We start from the raw sequence: 16,904 nt of genomic DNA on the forward strand, positions 1-16,904 counted from the left end.
TGAATAATCGAAATTTAATTTTCAGCGATGTACTTCAACAGTTTGTTCCGTTTTCGGATCATTGTGCGTAAATATCTTTTGAGGATAAAAAAATCAAATAGTTTTCCGATACTACCAAAAGGCACTTTGTATTGTATCTTATCAGTCATTATTGTGGCATCCTCCTGAATCTCAAAAATGTGTTCATGTCTGAAAAAGCTAAAATGACCTTTTATCATCTCATCTGTAAAATAATCCGGTGCGGACATTTCCGTAATTTGACTTTGATGTGTCAGATAAATACCAAAATGTTTTCCGCGAAAGGTAACGGTTTCATTTAGACCGATGAGTCCGGATGTGGTGCCGGCTATTGCCTTTTCATTCGTATGAGCAACGGAAAGTTGATGAATTTCAATATTCCGGGATACATCGAAAACAATTTTTGACGGCGCTTTTATACGTGTGATTATTGTTAATGAGGTCATGTAAAAAGGATTTTTAATTTAATGATCAATAATCCGGTGAATACAGTGGCAAATAATAAAAACAAGGCATTCATAAAGTAGCTTCCGATTTTAAAATGCCATTGCTGCGGAATACTGTACATCGGATAGTAAGCGATTTGTGTAGCCACTTTTCCGGTCCAGTAAGCAGCGATCAATGCGGTAAGAGCCAATGCAAGGCGTGTGTTTTGTTGCAGATCATCGTATAAGAAAATAGCAATCAATCCGAAAGAAAAATTTAATCCCTGGATATATCTGCCATACGTTTTGGCAATTTCCTGATTGAGCGGTTTTAGTTTTTTTACATCATTGTACCAATCAAAAACCTGATGTCGGATGTAAGGATAAATCATTGCGGTAAAAATCTGCCCGATTCCTGCTATAATAATCAGCCAGTCCGGAATTTTGGTTATCATGATATTAAGCTTTAAAGATTATTTTTTCTTCCTGTGTAACGGTTCTTGCTTTTCGTTTTCCTCTGAAAAAGAAATAGAGATTTAGAAAAAGCATTAATCCGAGGTAGATCGCAAAGCCGCCTATTTTATAACTCAATGCTTCGATGAGGTTTTGGTAGGTGTCGTTATAAATATTCATTTCTAATATCATCAGAGCAAAGCCCAGATTAAGAAGATAAAATCCGGTTTCAAATAATTTGTTGGTAGCGGTAGCGATTTCTTCTCTTCCCTTAAAAATGTCCAGCATATAAATCTTGCTGTTTTTAAAGAGTGTTTTTGAAACATAATAAGTGAGAAAAAGTGCTATTGGTAAATAAATGGCATAACCGATAAGTGTTTTGGTAGTTTCCATAATGATATAGTTTAGTTATTGAATTAATTTCTGAACATAATTTTTAATGATAAAAAGATTGGCATAGTGTAAAACGGCTAGCATAAAAAGTATGATGGCGGCTTTATAGGTGAGTACTTCTATTAGTATTTGAATAGAAAGAATCGTTTGCCAGTTGGCTATCGTTACAGCACAATATCCGATATTGATTAAATAATATCCGATTAGTAATAGTTTGTTGATTCGTTGGCAAAGCTCGATATGACCCGGAAGTAAAGTGGCAACAAAAATATTTCCGTTTCGGTAGCAGATTTTCCCGATTCTAAAGATGATAAAAATCATAAGGCTCAGGAATATAAGGTAGGCGATGATATTATAATTCATTACTTATTGATTTTATTAAACTTTCAGAAAAAAATGAAACTTTTGTTTAAATTTTTTTTATTTCATGATTTTGATAACCAGTTTGGTTAGCCAGTTGTCTTTGTATTCGGTAATCTTATCCAGTACATTATCGGCTTTTAAAACAAAGTCGTGTAATTTGGTGGTTTGTTCTATAAAATGCTTCGCTTCAGCAGAACGGTTATCATCAATATTCGAAACCTCTTTTAGGATTTTTAAGGCGGGTTTGATTTCTCTTTTACTTCTTTCCTGTGAAATTTTTACAGCCAATTCGTCCAGATCTTTTTCCGCAGTAAAAAACTCTTTTCGCTCACCGGCTTTGTATTCTTTATAAACAATGCCCCAATCGATCAGACCTCTTAAATTCATACTGGCATTCCCTCTGGAAATCTGTAATTCTTCCATGATGTCTTCCATCGATAAGGGTTCTGAGGAAACCATTAATAGTGCATGAATCTGAGCCATCGTTTTGTTGATGCCCCATTGTGATCCCAATGCGCCCCAGGTTTGTACGAATTTATTTTTTGCCTCTTTGAATTCCATACCACAAATGTATATATAATTTCTAAACTTTCAAAAATAATTGAAAGTTTGTTTTAATAAATAACCCGAAATAAATCGGGTTATTGTTTTATAGTAATCCGGCGCGTTTTAATAAAGCTTCCGGTTTTGGCTCCTGACCTCTGAATTTTTTGTAAAGTGTCATCGGATGATCCGTTCCGCCTTGTGATAATATATTCTCTTTAAACAGTTTTGCTACTTCCGGGTTGAAGATTCCTTTTTCCTGGAAATAAGCAAAAGCATCAGCATCCAATACTTCCGCCCATTTGTAACTGTAGTATCCCGAAGAATAACCGCCCTGAAAAATATGTGAAAAAGCCGTGCTCATTGCGTTTTCGGCTACATCAGGGAATAATTTAGTCGATGCGAATTGTTCGTTTTCAAATGTTTTTACATCTCGGATTCCGGATGGATCCTGTCCGTGCCAACCCATATCCAGTAAACCGAAACTAATTTGACGTAACGTAGCCATTCCTTCCAGAAAACTGGCACTCTCTTTAATTTTGTTTACATATTCGATAGGGATGATTTCTCCGGTTTGGTAATGCTTAGCAAACAAAGCCAATGCTTCCGGTTCGTAACACCAGTTTTCCATTACCTGACTTGGTAATTCTACAAAATCCCAGTATACGCTTGTTCCGGATAAGCTCGGATAAGTGGTATTGGCTAACATACCGTGTAAGGCATGGCCGAATTCATGGAACAGGGTTGTAACTTCGTTAAACGTAAGTAATGACGGTTTGGTTGTTGTTGGTCGCGTAAAATTACATACTATTGATACATGGGGTCTTTCGTTTACACCATTCTGAATGGATTGATGTTTGAAAGACGTCATCCAGGCACCGTTGCGTTTTCCTTTTCTCGGGAAAAAATCAGCATAAAAAACTGCGACAAGATCGTTATTGTTGTCTTTTACTTCAAAGGTTTGTACTTCCTCGTGGTATTTGTCAATGTCGAAAACTTCTGTAAAGGTAATTCCGAATAATTTTTGTGCGACAGTAAAGGCGCCGTTCAGGACATTTTCTAACTTAAAATACGGTTTTAGTTTTTCATCATCCAGATTAAAAAGCTCTTGTTTTAGTTTTTCGGAATAATAGGAACCGTCCCATTTTTCCAAATGATCAATATTGTCCAGTTTTTTGGCAAAGTTGGTCAGTTGAGCAAACTCCCTTTCGGCAGCCGGTTTGGCTTTTGATTGCAGGTCATTTAAAAAAGCGGTTACTTTTTCCGGATTTTGAGCCATACGCTCCTCTAAAACAAAATGCGCATGTGTTGGATAACCTAATAAGTTGGCTCTTTCATGTCTTAAATTGGCAATCCGAATTACAATTTCCTGATTGTCGTATGCATTATTCTGAAATCCTTTTCGGCCGAATGCGATGGCAATTTCCTTGCGAAGTTCGCGGTTATGAGCATAGGTTACAAAAGGAAGATAGCTCGGATGATCGAGTGTGAAAATCCAACCGTCTTTATCCTGACTTTTAGCAATAGCGTGTGCCGCTTCGATAGTGCCTTCCGGTAAACCGTCAAGGTCTTTTTCGTTCGTAATATGCAATTGATAGTCGTTGGTTTCAGCCAAAACATTTTCACCGAAAGTCAATGATAATTTAGCCAGTTCCGTGTCGATTTCACGTAAACGTTCCTTTTTATCGTCAGCCAACAAAGCTCCGTTACGGGAAAAACCCTTGTACTTTTTAGTTAAAAGCGTTTGTTGTTCTGTGGTAAGATTTAATTGATCAATTTGTTCGTATACCGCTTTTACCCGTTGGAATAAATCGGCATTTAAAGTAATATCGTTACCGAATGCTGTTAAAAGCGGAGAAACTTCCTGCGCTATTTTCTGCATTTCGTCACTGGTTTCTGCTGAATTCAAATTGAAAAAAATAGAAGACAAGCGTTCCAATGTGTCTCCGGCATAATCCAATGCTTCGATTGTATTCTCGAAAGTAGGAGACTCCGGATTATTAATAATAGCATCAATTTCCGCTCGGGCTGTTGCGATATTAGTCGTAAAAGCCGGCGCGTAATCCTCAATTTTGATTTGTGAAAACGGCGCGGTATTGTATTTGGTGTTGAATTTTTCGGTTAAAATGCTCATAATGGTTTTATTAGCTTTAATATGGGTATTCCCTGTCCGGGTAAGACAAGGTATAAATAAGCTTTTTTTAATCCAAATCCGGATAACGGAATGTTATTTCAGGTCTTCCGAAGCTTTTAAAACCGCTTGTTTTAATCCTTCTTTATAGTCGGTTATTTTTGATAAAACAGAATTGTCCTGGCTACCGATAATCTGAGCGGCCAAAATACCGGCATTTTTGGCTCCGTTTAGGGCTACAGTTGCCACCGGAACCCCTCCGGGCATTTGTAATATGGAAAGTACGCTGTCCCAACCGTCGATTGAATTACTGGATTTAACCGGAACTCCGATTACAGGGAGTGGTGACATAGATGCGACCATTCCGGGTAAGTGTGCTGCTCCTCCGGCTCCTGCAATAATCACATTGATACCTCTTTTATGGGCATTTGTGCTAAAATCAAATAATTTTTCAGGTGTACGGTGTGCCGATACAATGTCGACTTCTGTAGTAATTCCGAATTCTTTTAGTATTGCAATGGCATCTTGCATTACCGGCATATCCGAAATGCTACCCATGATAATGGCTACTTTGCTCATAGTGTGTTGTGTTTTTAATTAGAAGCGCTAATTACTTTTATGGTGTTTTTGACTACTTCGGCGATTTTACGTGCTTCGTCTATGTTTGCATTGACAATAGTAACATGTCCCATTTTTCGGAAAGGTCTTGTTTCTCTTTTTCCGTAAATATGTGGTGTCACACCGTCTATGGCTAGTATTTTTTCGATGTTTTGATAAATAACCGGTCCGGAATAGCCTTCTTCGCCTACCAGATTGACCATGATACCGGCAACTTTACTGTCGGTATTTCCTAAAGGAAGATCTAATATCGCACGGATATGTTGTTCAAATTGGGATGTATAACTCGCTTCGATCGAATAATGCCCGGAATTGTGTGGTCTTGGAGCGACTTCATTAACCAGTATGTTGTCGTCTTCGGTTTGAAACATTTCTACAGCCAGTAAGCCAACGTGATTGAATTTCTCGGAAACCTGTAAGGCAATAGCTCTGGCTTTTTGAGCAACCGATTCAGCTATACGAGCCGGACAGATTACGTATTCTACCTGATTCGCTTCCGGATGAAATTCCATTTCGACAACAGGATACGTTTTTATAGCTCCGGAAGGTGTACGGGTTACAATCACAGCCAATTCATTTTTAAACGGAATCATTTGTTCCGCAATACATTCCGTATCAGGTAATGTTATAAGATCAGTCTGTGTTCGGATTATTTTTACGCCGTTTCCGTCATAACCGAACTGAGCACTTTTCCAGACAAACGGAATTGTAGTCGTATTATTTTCAACTGATGTTATAAGTGCTTCTTTATTGGTGAAACGTTTATAAGGAGCTGTCGGAATATTGTGTTCGGAATAAAAATCTTTTTGTTTGCCTTTGTTTTGGATCAGACGAAGTGTTTTGGGAGACGGATATACTTTTAAACCCTCTTGTTCCAATTGATCTAATGCATCTAGATTTACATTTTCAATTTCAATGGTCAGAAGATCTACGTTTTTGCCGAATTGATAAACAGTGTTGTAGTCCATCAGATCACCTTGAAAAAAAAGGGTAGCTCCAAATTGTGACGGCGCTTCAGCACTCGGATCCAGAATATACGTTTGGATGTCAAATTTTCGGGTTTCGGTCAGCAGCATTTTACCTAATTGACCGCCGCCAAGTATCCCTAATTTAAAATCAGAAGAGAAATAATTCATTGTGTTGTTGTTTGTGCAAAGATACTTATCATAATAGAAAACACAATCTATAATTTTTGTTTTTCTGTTTTGTGCTTTTTGGTGGTATTTTTCTTAAAAATAACATATTGTACATTTTGTAACTTTATCAAATTAAACCGTTGTAAATATTGATTTTAATTGTTAATTAAATATTAATGTTGTAAATTGTGTGCTTGTTTAATTGTAAAAAGATTGAAATTATGATCAAAAAACTACTTTTAATGCTCGCTTTTGTCCCGTTTATCAGTCACGGACAATTTTTGCAAAATTTTGACGGAGGTACTACAACCCCGGCAGGTTGGACCGTAATAAACGGAGGTGATACTGCTCAGACCTGGCAGATTGTTAATTTTGCAAGTGCCGAAATTAGCGCACATAGTGGAACTAATGCTATGTGTATCCGATATTCAGCTGCTGCTCATGATGATTATTTGATCACTCCAGCCGTAACAGTTACAGCAGGTGTTTCAGATTTCTTAACTTTCTGGGGAAGAAGCCGTGATCCGCTATATCCGGAAACAATCAGTGTGAAAATTTCAACTACGGGAACTGCTGCAGCCAATTTTACTATTACGCTTGATCCAAATGTGGCTCCTGCGAGTGGTGCTTCTTTCTATAAATATCAGTACGATTTAACGCCTTATCTAGGACAAACGATTTATATCGGGTTTCATTCTACTACTACAGATAAATTCTATTTTGATATTGATGATGTTGAAGTTACTGCATTACCAAGTTGTGTGGCGCCTGTAAACCCGTTGGTTGTTGATGTTACATCGGTAACTGCTGACTTGTCGTGGACAGCTGGTTCCGGAACGACTAACTTTGAAGTACAATACGGAGCACCTGGTTTTACTGCTGGGTCAGGAACAGCAGCACCTCCGGTTACAGGAGCTACAACTACAACATTATCCGGTTTGTCTGCTAATACAGATTATGAGTATTATGTAAGAGCAAACTGTGGAAGTGGTGTTTTTAGCGCATGGTCCGGACCTAAAGCATTTAAAACAACTTGCGCGTCGGTAACAGCATTCCCTTTTGTGGAAGGATTTGATGCAGCCACAATACCTTCTTGCTGGTCAAATCAGACGGTTTCCGGAACAGCAAACTGGGCTTATGTAACTGCAAACGGAAACAGTTCTATTGCGCCGAGAACAGGTGCGAGAATGGCAGAATTCAGAACTACTACAACCGGAAATAAAACAAAATTAGTTTCGCCTCCGTTAGATTTAACAGCTGTTACAAGTCCGCAATTAACATTCTACTATGCTAACGTAAACTGGTTCGGAGATATCGATGAATTACGTGTTTACTATAGAACAAGTGCTAACGGTGCCTGGACACAAATCGGAAGTGATTATATTACTGAGCATACAGCATGGACTCAGGTAACTTTACCGTTGCCAAGCCCGTCCGCTACTTATTATATTGCTTTTGAAGGAACTTCAAACTGGGCGAGAGGTCTTAATCTTGACGATGTGACTGTGGCAAGTGCTTTATCAACGGCAACTTTTGATAAAGGTAATTTCAGAGCGTATCCGAACCCGGTTAAAAATATGTTGAACCTGGCGTATAACGAAACGATTTCGGCTGTTGAAATTTATAACTTACTTGGACAAAAAGTATTGTCTCAAAATATCAACCTTTCAGAAGCTCAGGTGGATATGAGTAACTTATCTGCCGGAAACTACCTGGTAAAAGTATTTGCAGGTGATGTTGTAAAAACAATTAAGATTATCAAAGAGTAATTTTTGATAATTAATCCTGGAAAAACGACTCTTAGCAATAAGGGTCGTTTTTTATTTTGGAGCTTATATTTTCTTTAGAATCTTGCGGGCAACACTTTGATAGGCGGGAGAATGATCCGGAAATCCCTGAGATAAAATCTGTTTTAAATCAGGATAAATCCAGGGTGTATTTTTGCCGAGTAAATACAAAGCTTGCATGGCATAAGCCTTTGAAGCTACTTTTGTGTCATTGATAAGCCAGTCGAAACAAGCCTCGGTAATGCTTTCGATATTTTGATCCGATAGCAATGCGGAAGATTGATTTTGTTTTTGCGTGTGATGTTGTATCAGAAATAGCGCGATTTTGGATATGGAACGGATAGCACTTTCGCTATTATACTGACCTAACATCTGACAAAAAATATCTTTTTTCGGGAAAAGCAGATCAAGTTGATTTTCCAGAACTAATTCCATGATCCAACAGGCTTTATGGTGGTTTTTGTCCGTAAGAGTCGTGGCTACAATAAACAAATCCTGAAATAATTCGGGGTTGCGGATGATGTAATCGGTGTTTTCTTCCCGGCTGGCCCGATGAGCAGTACTGATGCTAATTTTATTATATAAAATTTTATTCATTTTTTTCTTGAAATCATCATCGAAAATACAAATTAATTTAAAAATTTATAATTCTTAATTGTTAATTATCAATTGTCCAACGGCAATTGTTATCTTTGCCAATTATTCTAAAGCATACAATGGAAATACAACTTCACGATAAACAATTTGTGCCGTTTCTTTCGGCAAAAGAAATCGATGCGGCTATTGCTAAAATGGCAGATGCCGTTGCAAAAGATATGAATGGTGAAATACCGGTTTTTGTCGGCGTGCTAAACGGAGCCTTTATGGTAGTGTCCGATTTTATGAAACATTATAAGTCCGATTGCGAACTTAGTTTTGTGAAAATGGCATCATACGAAGGAATGGAAACAACACACGAAGTAAAGCAATTGATCGGTTTAAATCAGGATATTACAGGTCGGACAATTGTTATTATTGAAGATATTGTAGATACCGGAAATACGATTGTAGAATTACAGAAAATGTTTGCGGATAAAGGTGTAAAACAATTAAAGTTTGCTACGCTTTTCCTAAAACCGGAAGCTTATGATAAGGATATTGCCATCGATTATGTAGGATTGGAAATTCCGAATAAGTTTATCGTTGGCTTCGGACTGGATTATGACGGACTGGGACGAAACATCCCGGAAGTATATCAGTTAAAATAACACCATCTAAAAATAAATAACTATAAACCATCATAACAACAATTTTAATAAACTAAAATGATTAATATCGTATTATTTGGAAAGCCTGGAGCTGGAAAAGGGACGCAAGCAGAGTTTTTAAAAGAAAAATACAATTTAGTACACATTTCAACCGGAGACGTTTTTCGTTACAATATTAAAAACGAAACGGTATTAGGAAAAGAAGCAAAAACCTATATCGACCGTGGCGATTTAGTTCCGGATAGTGTGACAATTAAAATGCTTCAGGATGAAGTAGAAAAAAATAGTGAGGCGAGAGGTTTCCTTTTTGACGGGTTTCCGAGAACAATCGCACAAGCCGAAGCATTGGATGCGTTCTTAGAATCTAAAGATTGGGATGTAACAGCAACAATCGCGTTGGAAGCAGATGATGAAATTCTGGTACAACGTTTACTGGAAAGAGGAAAAACTTCAGGAAGACCGGATGATCAGGATGAAGAAAAAATCAGAAACCGCTACCAGGAATATAATGAAAAAACAGCCCCGTTAATCGAATATTATAGCGGTCAGCAAAAATTTCATGCCGTGAACGGAATCGGATCTATTACTGAAATTACAGAAAGATTAAGCGAAGTAATTGAGAAATTATAAGCGGATTCCGATAAAGAATAAATAAACGAAATACTAACAATAAAAATAATTAAAAAAGTCAGGTCAAACTGGCATGCTAACTAATACGCAATCCTAACTTTGGAAATAATAATAATTTTCTTTCTAATCCTTTTAAACGGAGTATTTTCCATGTCGGAAATCGCTCTTATTTCAGCTCGTAAAAACCGTTTGGAAACAGCGGCTAAAAAAGGAAATACCAGTGCAAAAACAGCTTTGGAACTGGCTAATTCTCCCAATAAATTCCTATCAACGGTTCAGATCGGAATTACCTTGATCGGGATTTTGACCGGTATTTATAGTGGAGACAATGTTACCGGTGATGTAAAACTGTTTTTAGACGGATTTGAAATGTTCAGACCGTATTCACAAACACTGGCAGTAGGAATTGTGGTAGTGATTTTGACGTTCTTCTCATTGGTTTTGGGCGAATTGTTACCGAAAAGAATCGGATTAAATTACCCGGAAGCAATTGCTAAAACGGTAGCGGTTCCGATGAAAGTGGTTTCGATTGTAACGGCTCCTTTTATCTGGTTGCTTACAACTTCAACGGATTTTATACTGGACGTGCTGAAAATTAAACCGACGGCCGACGGAAAAGTGACCGAAGAGGAAATTAAAGCCATCATTAAAGAAGGTACTGAAGGCGGAGAAGTACAGGAAATCGAGCAGGATATTGTGGAACGTGTTTTCCACATCGGAGATCGTAAGGTAAACTCGCTTATGACACACCGGAAATCGGTAGTGTATTTAACTTTGGAAGACAACGTTAACGAACAGAAAGAAAAGGTACTGGAAGAAATTCACTCCGTTTATCCGGTTTGTGATGATAATCTGGATGAAGTAATCGGGGTTGTTTCTTTAAAAGATCTGTTCTCCATGTTTGAAAAAGGGGATTTCGATCTGAAAGCGATTGTAAAAGAACCGGTTTATCTGATTGAACATACTTCGGCTTATAAAGCGCTCGAGATTTTTAAGAAAACAAAAGTACACTATGCTTTGATTACAGATGAGTATGGTGTTGTACAAGGAATTATTACGCTAAATGATATATTAGAAGCGCTTGTAGGGGATGCAGCTGAATTTTACGAAGAAGAATTCCAGTTGGTTGCCCGTGAAGATGGCTCCTGGTTAGTAGACGGACATTATTCATTACACGACTTCCTGACGTATTTCGATATGGATGATCTGATTAATGATTATGATGTAACAACGGTGAGCGGATTGATCATGACGGAACTTTCTTATATTCCTAAAGTCGGTGAAAAACTGATCTGGAATAAAATGGAACTGGAAGTGATCGATATGGACGGTGTAAAAATTGATAAAGTATTGGTACGTTCGTTAAAAGAATAATCGGATAACGACTTACGATTGAAAAACAAAATAAAATTAAATGACTGAAGGGAATTTTGTAGACTACGTAAAAATTTATGTTTCTTCCGGTAAAGGAGGGAAAGGGTCTACGCATTTGCATAGAGAGAAATTTATTGAAAAAGGTGGTCCTGACGGAGGAGACGGTGGTCGCGGAGGCCATGTTTATCTGGTAGGAAATAAAGGACTATGGACTTTGTTTCACCTGAAATTTGCACGTCACATCAAAGCCGGACACGGAGGAGATGGTGGTAGTGCAAGAAGTACCGGTGCTGATGGTGATGATAAATTTATCGAAGTACCGTTGGGAACTGTGGTACGTGACAAAGAAACCAATGAAATACTTTTTGAAGTAACCGAAGACGGTGAAAAAAGAATCTTGGTAAAAGGAGGTAAAGGAGGTTTAGGAAACTGGCATTTCAGAAGCTCAACTAATCAGACGCCGCGTTATTCGCAACCGGGTATGCCGGCCGAAGAACTGGATGTAATTCTGGAATTAAAAGTATTGGCTGACGTCGGACTGGTTGGATTTCCGAATGCAGGAAAATCAACATTATTGTCGGTTTTGACTTCTGCTAAGCCGAAAATTGCCGATTATCCGTTTACAACATTAAAACCGAATCTGGGAATTGTAGCTTATCGTGACTTTCAGTCGTTTGTAATTGCCGATATTCCGGGAATTATCGAAGGGGCTGCAGAAGGAAAAGGATTAGGGCATTATTTCCTGAGACATATAGAGCGAAATTCAACATTGTTGTTTTTGGTGCCGGCCGATGCGGATGATATCAAAAAAGAATACGATATTCTATTGGACGAGTTACGCCGATACAATCCGGAAATGCTGGATAAAGATCGTTTGGTTGTCATTTCAAAATCAGATATGCTGGATGATGAGCTAAAAGCCGAAATGAAAACACAGTTGGATAAAGAATTTAAAGGTATTCCGTATATGTTTATCTCATCTGTTGCCCAACAGGGACTAACGGAATTAAAAGATAAATTATGGCAAATGCTTAATTCATAGTGTAATATAAAATAAAAGCAATAAAAGAGGTGTCCGTTTCGGATACCTTTTTTTGTTTTAAGACAATTTCGCCGCTTTTGAACTAAAATAAAAAGTTAAAGTTATTTTGTTATAGATTTTTATAAACCCTTTTTTTTATAAAATTCTTAAAAAGAGGTATATTCGCGTCACTAAAAATAACAGATTTATTATGAAAAAAATTATTTTATCCTTAATTGCTACCATACTGCTTGTGCCTGCAAGTGTTAGAGCAGACGAAGGTATGTGGTTTTTGATGTTCATCGAACGTTTGAATCACAGGGATATGCAAAAAATGGGATTGCAGTTAACAGCTGAGGAAATCTACAGTATTAACAACCACAGCTTAAAAGATGCAATCGTACAGTTCAACGGAGGTTGTACTGCTGAAATGATTTCAAAAGACGGATTAGTATTAACAAACCACCACTGTGGTTATGATGCTATCGCAGAATTGTCGACTCCGGAAGCGAACTATCTTAAAAACGGTTTCTGGGCGGCTAACAGAAAAGCGGAATTAAAACCGAAAAGCTTATTCGTGCGTTTCTTTGTTCGTATGGACGATGTGTCAAAACGAATTTTATCAAAAGTAAACGATAAAATGACAGAAGCAGAACGTGAAGCTGCAATCAACAGAGAAATTGCTTTAATTGAAAAAGAAAACAACGAAGGTGGAAAATATACTGTTTCCGTTCGTCCGTTTTTCCAGGGTAATGAGTATTACTACTTCGTATACCAGGATTATAAAGACGTACGTTTAGTAGGTACACCTCCTGAAAATATCGGAAAATTCGGTGGAGATACAGACAACTGGGAATGGCCACGTCATACAGGTGACTTCTCTATGTTCCGTGTATATGCTGATGCAAACGGAAACCCGGCTGACTATTCACCAAACAACGTTCCGTTACAACCAAAACACCACTTACCGGTTAACTTAGGTGGCGTAAAAGAAAATGATTTCGCTATGATCTTAGGATATCCGGGTAGAACAAACCGTTGGATGCCGGCAGGTGGAATCGAGCAAAACGTAAAATTCGCTTACCCGGCATGGGTAGAAGGATCTAAAATGGGTATGGATAAAATGAAAACCCATATGGATGAAAGTGATGCTGTACGTTTAATGTATGCTTCTAAATATGCATCATTGGCTAACTACTGGAAAAACCGTCAGGGTATGATCGACGCGTTAACAAAATTCGGTACTGCTAAAACAAAAGCAGCTCAGGAAGCTAAATTCGACAAATGGGCGAATCAGAAACAATACAAAGATAAGTATGGTCACGTGGTGGAAACCATCAACAAATACTATGCTTTAACAAATGAGAAAGCGCGTCATGACAACTATTTAATGACGTTATTACGTTCAAGTTCTTTCGGAACAATTTCCAGAACATTAGGAAGACAATTGGATAACTACGCGAAAGCTGACGAAGCAAAACGTAAAGAAATGTACCCGGGTCTTGTAGAAATGATCGACGAATTCTACAAAGAAGCTTATATCCCGGCTGAAAAAGATATCTTGGCAGGTCAGTTAAATCTTTATGCTACTAAAGCAGGATATACATTGGCTCCGATGGTTGAAAAATTAGGAAAAGAAAACAATAACAACTTTACAAAATATGTAAATAATGCTTTCGATAGCAGTGTTTTCGCTTCTCCTGAAAAAGTAAAAGCCTTTTTACAAAACCCGAATTCGGCAACTATCACAAACGATCCTTTAGTAGTATTATCTAATGATTTACTAAATCACTACAATGCAAAATCGGAAGTGATCTCTAAAGCACAAAACGATTTCGGAGCTTCTTTCCGTTTATTGGTTGAAGGTCTTCGTGAATCAAAATTAGCTCCGATCAAATATCCGGATGCTAACTCTACATTGCGTTTAACGTACGGAAAAGTTCGCGCTTTACCGGCTGACAAACGTAACGATGCAAAAGTGAATAACTATACTACAATGGACGGTATGGTTAAAAAATACAAAAAAGGTGATGAAGAATTCGACTTACCGGTTCGTTTAATGGAAATGAATAAAGTGAAAGATTACGGTCGTTATGCAGATAAAGACGGTTCTATGCACGTAAACTTCTTAACAGATAACGATATTACAGGTGGTAACTCAGGTTCACCGGTATTAAACGGTAAAGGAGAATTAATCGGTTTGGCATTCGACGGAAACATCGAAGCAATGGCTGGTGACGTTATCTTTGATAAAAACCTACAAAGAACAATCAACGTGGATATCCGTTATGTATTATGGGTAATCGACAAGTTCTCAAATGCAAAACACATTGTAGACGAAATGACAATCGTGAAATAATTCCGATTTGTTTTACAATAAAAACCGCTTCAATCGAAGCGGTTTTTTTATGCCCGTACAGCAATAAATTTCCTGAAATTTTGTTTTGTGGATATAGGGTAATTTTGTAGGTTTAATGCTATATCCGATAAAAGAAAGTTTAATTTAAAGGAGATAAAATGATCAAGAAATATTTTAAAAAAGTACTGGTTGGATTTAGTCTTTTAGCAGGCGTTACCTATACGGTTATTTATGCCTGTGCCGATGGTTATTTCGGATACGATTCGGAGTCTAGTTTTACTCCGGAAACATATGTAGATCAATCGTATTTACCCTTGTTTTATACTGACGAAATGTTCTATGAAATAGGGCATGACGAAGCTTATTCTTCGCGATTCAACGATGATATTGTTGCGGAGTGGGACACCTACCTCGGAGGAAAAATCAAAAAAGAAGAGCTGACTTATTTGATAGTAAATGACAGTGCACATACCGAATTAGCAAATCTGTATGATGTAGCGTTTAATAAAAAGAAAGCAACATTCCCGGATAGAAAAATTGACCTGAAAAATAAAAAGGTAAAAGACTTTCTGGAGTTTATGTATTATGCGAAACAAATTGAAAAGCATACCACAATTTCATATAATTACTGGGATTATGAAAACCGGTCAATTCCGCAGGTAGCGCCTCAATTGATTCGTACAATGGAGCAGAAATTTGAACAAACCCGGGATGCGTTTCTGAAAAACCGTTATTGGTTCCAAACGATGAAAGCCTGTTTTTACAGTACTTCCAGAGCACAGACAATTTCATTTTTTGAAAAGACCAAAAATTTAGTACCGAAAAACACCTTGTATTACAGAGGCCTTTCCTATGTAGCCGGGATATATTACAAGGAGAAAAACTATGCAAAATCAAATTATCTGTATGCATTGGTATTTGATAAATGTCCGGCGTTACGAGTGGTAACGGCCTATAATTTTCATCCGCAGGAGCAAACCGATTTTGAAGCGGCATTAAAAATGGCGCAGAACAACGATGAAAAAGTAGCTTTGTGGGCCATGCTGGGATATTATACCGATGAACGTGCCGCGATTGAAGCTATTTATACGCTTAACCCGAAAAGTGAACATATGGAATACCTGTTAACCCGTTTGGTTAATATAGAAGAAGTACGACTCAATCAGGAAACATTTAAATCGGTACCGGAATATAAACGAACCGTGAGAACAAAGTTGGATAAAGGGAAATTGGCTTTAGTTAATAAAATTGCCGGTGAAGAAAAAACGGCAAAACCTTATCTATGGCATATTGCTGCGGGATACCTGAATGTTTTTAACGGTGATTATAAACAGGCCGATCAACTATTTGAAAAAGCAGGAAGTAAAGCTCCGAAATCAGAATTGTCGGATAAACAACTGCGACTTTTAAAACTGATTAACAAATTAAGTAAGCAGACAAAAATGAATGCCGAAGCGGAAGCCTTGCTTTTGCCGGATCTTAAATGGTTATTTCAGGAAGTGCCCAATACACATGATTATGAAAATCCTTTCCGTTATCAAAAAGCATTAGATTGGAGTAAACAATATGTAGCATCGTTATACAAAGAGCAGAAAAACGAGGTGATGTCAGAATTGTTTTTCCGGGATGGGAGATTTTTCGAAACGGTAAAAAATCAGGAAGCCATGAAAGTCTTCTTAAGTAAATCCAATAAAAGCGAATGGGAGCAAATGGCTGTCAAACTTTATGATGTAAACCTATCGGATATTTATCAATATCAGGGTATGATGAGTGCCTATGCCAATAAAATGGATCAGGCCATCACTTATATGGAACAATCCGAAGGGAAAAAAGATACCTTGCCCGGAAATCCGTTTAACGGAAAAATAAAGGATTGTAATGATTGTGATCATGTGGCCTATCAAAAGATAAAATACACACGCCTTTCGTTTTTACAAAAAATAAAAGAAATGCAGGATAAACTGGCAACGGGAGAAGATGTCTATAGCAATAGTCTTTTATTGGGTAATGCCTTTTATAATATGACCTATTATGGCAATGCACGTGCTTTTTACTATGGAAATATAAGCAACCAATGGGGAAATTTTATCGACGAATTTTACAAACCGTATTTGTTAAATCCGACTTTGGCAAACGACTATTACAAAAAAGCTTTTGAAGCAGCGACTACACCGGAGCAAAAAAGCAAAATGCCTTTATTTGATGGCAAAATGTGAACGCAATAAGTTCTATACAGAGCGTTACCACACAAGAGAATATGCTTATCGTGATCCGGAAGTAAACTTTTTGGCCTGGGACGGATTTAAAAAATTAAAATCAGATTATTCAAATACGAAATATTATAATGAAGTAATCAAAGAATGCGGGTATTTTAGAAAATATCTCGGAATGGAATAACGAGAAAAG

At 37.5% G+C, this 16,904-nt stretch carries 17 protein-coding genes; 8 read left to right on the forward strand and 9 right to left on the reverse strand.

The features are described 5' to 3' along the window. Positions 1–14 precede the first annotated feature (14 nt). The 8 genes from NOX80_RS06930 to NOX80_RS06965 all read right to left on the reverse strand — a co-directional run bounded on the left by NOX80_RS06930 (position 15) and on the right by NOX80_RS06965 (position 6,080). The gene (locus tag NOX80_RS06930; RefSeq protein ID WP_256552579.1) at positions 15–464 is read right to left on the reverse strand and encodes an SRPBCC family protein; all 450 of its coding nucleotides are present in this window, start codon (positions 462–464) and stop codon (positions 15–17) included. After that, complete coding sequence (locus NOX80_RS06935) at positions 461–898, reverse strand: hypothetical protein (protein ID WP_256552580.1); 438 nt, start codon at positions 896–898, stop codon at positions 461–463. Before NOX80_RS06935 ends, NOX80_RS06930 begins: the two co-directional genes overlap by 4 nt. Before the next feature lie 4 nt (positions 899–902). Next, complete coding sequence (locus NOX80_RS06940; RefSeq protein WP_256552581.1) at positions 903–1,289, reverse strand: hypothetical protein; 387 nt, start codon at positions 1,287–1,289, stop codon at positions 903–905. Between the two features lie 15 nt (positions 1,290–1,304). Continuing rightward, entirely contained in the window at positions 1,305–1,652 is a 348-nt protein-coding gene (locus NOX80_RS06945; RefSeq protein ID WP_256552583.1) for a hypothetical protein, read from the reverse strand. A 57-nt stretch (positions 1,653–1,709) separates the two neighbouring features. Beyond that, positions 1,710–2,213, reverse strand: a complete 504-nt coding sequence (locus tag NOX80_RS06950) for a GbsR/MarR family transcriptional regulator (RefSeq protein ID WP_256552584.1) — start codon at positions 2,211–2,213, stop codon at positions 1,710–1,712. 88 nt (positions 2,214–2,301) lie between these two features. Beyond that, a complete protein-coding gene (locus tag NOX80_RS06955) occupies positions 2,302–4,329 on the reverse strand; it encodes a M3 family metallopeptidase (RefSeq protein WP_256552585.1) in 2,028 nt (675 codons plus the stop codon). Between the two features lie 93 nt (positions 4,330–4,422). Further along, positions 4,423–4,905, reverse strand: a complete 483-nt coding sequence (gene purE / locus NOX80_RS06960; protein ID WP_256552586.1) for a 5-(carboxyamino)imidazole ribonucleotide mutase — start codon at positions 4,903–4,905, stop codon at positions 4,423–4,425. Between the two features lie 14 nt (positions 4,906–4,919). Beyond that, positions 4,920–6,080 carry a 5-(carboxyamino)imidazole ribonucleotide synthase gene (locus NOX80_RS06965; protein ID WP_256552587.1) on the reverse strand — a complete coding sequence of 387 codons (1,161 nt, stop codon included), beginning with the start codon at positions 6,078–6,080 and terminating at the stop codon, positions 4,920–4,922. A 221-nt stretch (positions 6,081–6,301) separates the two neighbouring features. Between NOX80_RS06965 and NOX80_RS06970 the strand changes: the two genes are divergently transcribed. Next, positions 6,302–7,849, forward strand: a complete 1,548-nt coding sequence (locus NOX80_RS06970) for a T9SS-dependent choice-of-anchor J family protein (protein ID WP_256552588.1) — start codon at positions 6,302–6,304, stop codon at positions 7,847–7,849. A gap of 63 nt (positions 7,850–7,912) precedes the next feature. Here the strand turns inward: NOX80_RS06970 and NOX80_RS06975 are convergent, their stop codons facing one another. Further along, positions 7,913–8,464 carry a hypothetical protein gene (locus NOX80_RS06975; protein ID WP_256552589.1) on the reverse strand — a complete coding sequence of 184 codons (552 nt, stop codon included), beginning with the start codon at positions 8,462–8,464 and terminating at the stop codon, positions 7,913–7,915. 119 nt (positions 8,465–8,583) lie between these two features. Here NOX80_RS06975 and NOX80_RS06980 point away from each other — a divergent pair, with 119 nt between their 5' ends. From NOX80_RS06980 to NOX80_RS07010, 7 genes are all read left to right on the forward strand, one after another. Beyond that, on the forward strand, positions 8,584–9,114 hold the full coding sequence (locus NOX80_RS06980) for a phosphoribosyltransferase (RefSeq protein ID WP_256552590.1): 531 nt from the start codon (positions 8,584–8,586) through the stop codon (positions 9,112–9,114). Between the two features lie 57 nt (positions 9,115–9,171). Further along, on the forward strand, positions 9,172–9,744 hold the full coding sequence (locus NOX80_RS06985; RefSeq protein WP_256552591.1) for an adenylate kinase: 573 nt from the start codon (positions 9,172–9,174) through the stop codon (positions 9,742–9,744). A 99-nt stretch (positions 9,745–9,843) separates the two neighbouring features. Then, positions 9,844–11,118, forward strand: coding sequence for a hemolysin family protein (locus NOX80_RS06990; protein ID WP_256552592.1), 1,275 nt, complete (start codon positions 9,844–9,846; stop codon positions 11,116–11,118). A gap of 40 nt (positions 11,119–11,158) precedes the next feature. After that, positions 11,159–12,160: a GTPase ObgE gene (gene obgE / locus NOX80_RS06995; protein WP_256552593.1), complete on the forward strand. Its 1,002-nt coding sequence runs from the start codon at positions 11,159–11,161 to the stop codon at positions 12,158–12,160. Between the two features lie 190 nt (positions 12,161–12,350). Continuing rightward, positions 12,351–14,498 (forward strand): S46 family peptidase, encoded by a 2,148-nt coding sequence (locus tag NOX80_RS07000; protein WP_256552594.1) that lies wholly within the window; start codon positions 12,351–12,353, stop codon positions 14,496–14,498. 158 nt (positions 14,499–14,656) lie between these two features. Beyond that, positions 14,657–16,714 (forward strand): hypothetical protein, encoded by a 2,058-nt coding sequence (locus NOX80_RS07005; protein ID WP_256552595.1) that lies wholly within the window; start codon positions 14,657–14,659, stop codon positions 16,712–16,714. Further along, entirely contained in the window at positions 16,701–16,895 is a 195-nt protein-coding gene (locus NOX80_RS07010; RefSeq protein WP_256552596.1) for a hypothetical protein, read from the forward strand. The genes NOX80_RS07005 and NOX80_RS07010 overlap by 14 nt, the downstream gene beginning before the upstream one ends. The last annotated feature ends 9 nt before the right edge of the window (positions 16,896–16,904 follow it).

Origin of the sequence: Flavobacterium cerinum, from assembly GCF_024496085.1 — a bacterium.
Classification (GTDB): Bacteria; Bacteroidota; Bacteroidia; order Flavobacteriales; family Flavobacteriaceae; genus Flavobacterium; species Flavobacterium cerinum_A.